The organism is Polaromonas sp. P1_E1_2 (assembly GCF_056406035.1).
Window position 1 is genome coordinate 1 of sequence record NZ_JBFUAZ010000375.1, and the last position, 4,271, is coordinate 4,271.

A 4,271-nucleotide genomic window follows, 5' to 3' on the forward strand; every position below is an offset into this window, starting at 1 on the left:
GTTTGGTGTCCAGCAGGCGCTCGATGAGGTCGGGGGGTGCGGCCATGAAGCCGACGCGCCAGCCGGGTGCCAGGATCTTGGCGAAGCCGCTGACATAAATCGTGCGCTGCAGCCCATCGAGGGCGCATAGCCGCGTGGCATGCTCAGGCGCCAGGTGGCTGTAGGTGTCGTCTTCAACAATGTGGAAGTTGTGTTGCATCGCCAACTGCAGCACGCGGTGGGCGCTGCCGGGCGTGAGGCAGTAGCCCGTCGGGTTGTGGAATACGCTGACACTGACAAACAGCTTGGGCTGGTGGATTTCGCAGTATTGGGCCATCACCGCCAGGTCCGGGCCGTCGGCGCGGCGCGGTACCGGCAGGATGCGCATGCCTAAAGCGTCCAGTCGGGCGAACTCCACCGCCCAGCCGGGCTCCTCCACCATCACACAGTCCCCGGCACGCAGCAGCGTCCGGCTGACGATGTCGAGCGCATGGGTGGCGCCAACGGTGGTGATGATCTGCTCGGGCGCGGCGTGCACATTGAGTGCACTGAGCTTCTGCGAAAGCGCGCGGCGCAGGCCGCTGTCGCCCATGGGTTCACCGTACTGGAGCGAAAAGTCCCGCAACGCGCTGACGCTGGTGACTTTGCGGACGGCGGCCGGCATGAAGGTGGTTTCGAGCCAGTCTGGTGGAAACACGCCCATGCCGGGTTGCGGCTTGTTGCTGACCTTGTGGAACATCCCGCGGATCAGCGCCGTCGCATCCACCGGCGCCTGGCGCGTGGCCATCCAGGTCGCAGTGCTCCAGGCGCCCGGGGGGGCGTGGCCCGCGGCCGTACCCGTTTTTGCGTCTGCTATATTTTTTATAGCTGCCGGCGCTTTAGGAGCCTGCGCCAGCGCCGCATTAAGCGAAGTATCACGGACAAAAAAACCGCGGTTCTTGCGCGCCACCACCAGGCCTTGCGCCAGCAACTGGTCATAAGCCGCCACCACGGTGGAGGCACTTACACCTTGCTGCTCGGCGCACAGCCGCACAGAAGGCAGGCGCGCACCAGGGGCCAACAGCCGGCTACGGATGCGTTCGGCAAAGCGCGCCGACAGCTGTTCGGTGAGGGACTGTGAAGCGGTTTTCATCAACATGGTGTGGCCTTGGCACGCCCTGCAGGCGGCATGTGTGCTGACAATTTGACCAATACAGTTTGGAAATTTGTACCAACAACTGTACTGGTGGTGTATTGCTTTCAACTATAAAGTTGAAAACATGAACTGGCAAGAATTTACGGCCTTACTGGTGCTGGCAACGGCGATGAGCTTTTCGCCGGGACCCAACACGACGCTATCAACCGCACTGGGAGCCAACCATGGGTTGAAACGCGCACTGCCTTTTGTCTGCGCGGTGCCGGTCGGCTGGGGCGTACTGCTGCTGGTGTGTGCCCTGGGGCTGGGCGCCCTGGTGCTGGCTGTGCCCTTGCTGAGCTGGGCCGTGAAGATCATCGGCGTGGCGTACCTGCTGTGGCTGGCCTGGAAGATTTCGCAGTCGCGCCAATTGAGCGAGGCGGACGCGGCGCGCCTGAACATCACTTTCTGGCAAGGCGCCGCACTACAGTTTGTCAACATCAAGGCGTGGATGCTGGCGCTGGCCATCGTGAGCGGCTGGATTGCCGGCCGCGAGGCCCCGGGCGCGCGGCTGGCCATCGTATTGCCGGTGATGCTGGCCTACGCGTTTGTCAGCAACCTCACTTACGCGCTCGCCGGGTCATTGCTGCGCGAGTGGCTGACCGGCCCGTCCGGCAGCGGACGACGGCTCCAGTGGTTCAACCGCGCCATGGCGCTGGTACTCGTGGCCACCGCCATCTGGATGCTTTTTATATGACGTCCACATCTGCCGACACAAACAAAGGGCTATGGCTCGGCTTGCTGGGCATCGTGATTTTTGCCGTCACGCTGCCCATGACACGCCTGGCCGTGGGCACGCCCGATGCACCGCAGATGTCCGGCGTTTTCATCGCGCTCGGGCGGGCCACGGTGGCGGCCGTGTTGTCGGCGGCGTTTTTGCTGGCCACCCGCGCGCCACTGCCGCAGCGAAAGGACTGGTTGCCGCTGACCATCACCGCGGGCGGCGTGGTGTTTGGTTTTCCGCTCTTCACCTCGATTGCCATGCGTTACGTGGAAGCCGTGCATGCAAGCGTCATCCTCGGCGTGCTGCCCCTGGCCACCGCGGCAGTGGGCGCGCTGCTGCACCGCCAGCGTCCGTCGGCCGGCTTCTGGCTGTGCGCAGCGCTGGGCAGCGCGCTGGTGGTTTTGTTTGCCATGCTGCGTTCAAACAGTGAGGGTGGGCTGTCCATCCATTTTGCTGACCTATTGTTGCTGGCCGCCTGTTTGTGCGCGGCAGTCGGTTACGGCTACGGCGCGCGGCTGTCCCAGCACATGCGCGCCGAGCACGTGATCTGCTGGGCCTTGGTGCTCTCGCTGCCCTTGACTTTGCCGCTGTCTCTTCTCAGCTGGCCCACAGCACCACTCAAGGTCAGCGCCTGGGCCGGCTTTGCCTACGTGGCGGTGTTCTCGGCCTGGTTGGGATTTTTTGCCTGGTACCGCGGCCTGGCGCTGGGCGGCACGGTCCGTGTCAGCCAGGTGCAGTTGGTGCAACCGTTCTTGTCCATGCTGTTTTCTGTGCCGCTGCTTGGCGAGCACCTGGACGCGGTCACCGTCGGCTTCGGGCTGGCCGTGATTGCCACCGTTTTCATCGGCAAAAAAATGCCGGTGCAGTCAGGCGCCCGCATGCGGGCCGCCGAACCGGGCTCTTTGCTCAACACCAGAAAGTTGTGATGTACTCAGCCGCCTTTATTTTTGAACCCGGCACCTACGACGAACGGTTCCACACGCTGGACGCGCTGATCGAAGAAGCCGCCCTTGCCACGCCGGGCTACCTGGGCGCGGAGTCCTGGCGTTCGCCGGATGGCGTGCTGACCAATGCCACTTACTTCTGGGAAACCGAGGAATCGCTGCGCGTATTTTCAGCACACCCCAAGCACCTGGAAGCCAAACGCCAGTACACGCAGTGGTACAAAGGTTTTCACATCGTCATCTCACAGGTGTTGCGCTCTTACGGCGACGGCACCATTACACACATCACGCCCAACCAGCGAAAGCGGGCATGAAGCGGGCTTGAGGCCGCCCGCCGCTTTTGCACTGCTTTCCAGGATATCCCCTACAACAAGGAGCCATCGATGACCCCCGAACAACGCCTGCAGCAACTCGGCCTGATCCTGCCGCCCGTCGTGACCCCTCGCGGCAACTTCGATGCCTGGGTGCTCGACGGTTCCATGCTGTACCTGTCGGGCAAGGGCTCGCCGCTGCGGCAAGACCTGGCTGTGGTGCCCAAGGTCGGGCGCGAGATCAGCGCGGAGGAAGCCCGCAAACATGCCCACGACGTCGGACTGAACCTGATTGCCACCATGAAGGCCGCCCTGGGCGAACTTTCGCGCGTGCGGCGCGTGGTCAAGCTGCTGGGCATGGTCAATGCGGCGCCCGATTTCACGGGCCATACCGAAGTCATCAACGGCTGCTCTGACCTGCTGGTGCAGGTATTCGGCGACGCGGGCCGCCATGCGCGCTCGGCAGTCGGCGTGGGCTCACTGCCGCGGGGCTTTGCGGTGGAAATCGAAGCCATCGTGTCGGTCACGGAGTAAGCAGCATGAAAATGAACGAAATTCCCTTCGGCACCACCGACTGGTCCAACGTGGAACGCACCGAACATTCCGCCCTGGCAGGCAAGGCCTTCTGGCGTACCCGCATTTTTGGCGATGTGCGCGTGCGCATGGTGGAGTACACGCCCGGCTATGTTTCCGATCACTGGTGCAGCAAAGGCCACATCCTGCTTTGCCTGGAAGGCGAGCTGCATACGGAGCTGGACAACGGCAGTGTGCACGTGCTGTTACCGGGCATGAGCTACCAGGTGGCAGACGGCGCCGAAGCCCACCGGTCGACCTCGCCTTCGGGGGCCAAACTGTTTATCGTGGACTGACTCCGCACCAACCGTCTCACCTCGGTACCGGTAGATCGATTCACAGCAACGTCTTTTTTTCTTTCAGTGAAGTAGCGCTTTCAACCCGCATCAGGACAGCTTTCATGCATATCGCCATCCTTACCTTCGACGGCTTCAACGAACTGGATTCCTTGATCGCCTATGGAATGCTGAGCCGCATTTCGCTGCGGGGTGATGCCGACTGGAAAGTCAGCATTRCCAGCCCCACCGAGCGCGTGACGTCGATGAACGGCCTCACCATTGATGCGC

6 protein-coding genes and 1 pseudogene are annotated in these 4,271 nt (G+C 62.7%); 6 read left to right on the top strand and 1 reads right to left on the bottom strand.

Annotated elements, in window-relative coordinates; translation table 11 throughout:
* Window positions 1-1,117 (bottom strand): aminotransferase-like domain-containing protein (locus AC1D1P_RS15955; protein WP_477673650.1); only part of this gene is annotated, 1,117 nt, incomplete at its 3' end.
* 121 nt (window positions 1,118-1,238) lie between these two features.
* Here AC1D1P_RS15955 and AC1D1P_RS15960 point away from each other — a divergent pair.
* The 6 genes and pseudogenes from AC1D1P_RS15960 to AC1D1P_RS15985 form a co-directional block, all read left to right on the top strand.
* On the top strand, window positions 1,239-1,850 hold the full coding sequence (locus AC1D1P_RS15960; protein ID WP_477668684.1) for a LysE family translocator: 612 nt from the start codon (window positions 1,239-1,241) through the stop codon (window positions 1,848-1,850).
* Window positions 1,847-2,803, top strand: a complete 957-nt coding sequence (locus AC1D1P_RS15965) for a DMT family transporter (protein WP_477673651.1) — start codon at window positions 1,847-1,849, stop codon at window positions 2,801-2,803. The genes AC1D1P_RS15960 and AC1D1P_RS15965 overlap by 4 nt, the downstream gene beginning before the upstream one ends.
* Window positions 2,803-3,135 (top strand): antibiotic biosynthesis monooxygenase family protein, encoded by a 333-nt coding sequence (locus AC1D1P_RS15970; protein WP_477668686.1) that lies wholly within the window; start codon window positions 2,803-2,805, stop codon window positions 3,133-3,135. The genes AC1D1P_RS15965 and AC1D1P_RS15970 overlap by 1 nt, the downstream gene beginning before the upstream one ends.
* A 69-nt stretch (window positions 3,136-3,204) precedes the next feature.
* Window positions 3,205-3,666 carry a RidA family protein gene (locus AC1D1P_RS15975; RefSeq protein ID WP_477668687.1) on the top strand — a complete coding sequence of 154 codons (462 nt, stop codon included), beginning with the start codon at window positions 3,205-3,207 and terminating at the stop codon, window positions 3,664-3,666.
* 5 nt (window positions 3,667-3,671) lie between these two features.
* Window positions 3,672-4,001, top strand: a complete 330-nt coding sequence (locus tag AC1D1P_RS15980) for a DHCW motif cupin fold protein (protein WP_477673652.1) — start codon at window positions 3,672-3,674, stop codon at window positions 3,999-4,001.
* A 104-nt stretch (window positions 4,002-4,105) separates the two neighbouring features.
* Window positions 4,106-4,271 (top strand): annotated as a pseudogene (locus tag AC1D1P_RS15985) (AraC family transcriptional regulator); the annotation flags it as partial.

Coding starts and splice junctions, on each gene's coding strand:
- AC1D1P_RS15960 (WP_477668684.1), top strand. CDS start 1,239: ATGAACTGGCAAGAATTTACGGCCTTACTGGTGCTGGCAACGGCGATG.
- AC1D1P_RS15980 (WP_477673652.1), top strand. CDS start 3,672: ATGAAAATGAACGAAATTCCCTTCGGCACCACCGACTGGTCCAACGTG.
- AC1D1P_RS15965 (WP_477673651.1), top strand. CDS start 1,847: ATGACGTCCACATCTGCCGACACAAACAAAGGGCTATGGCTCGGCTTG.
- AC1D1P_RS15970 (WP_477668686.1), top strand. CDS start 2,803: ATGTACTCAGCCGCCTTTATTTTTGAACCCGGCACCTACGACGAACGG.
- AC1D1P_RS15975 (WP_477668687.1), top strand. CDS start 3,205: ATGACCCCCGAACAACGCCTGCAGCAACTCGGCCTGATCCTGCCGCCC.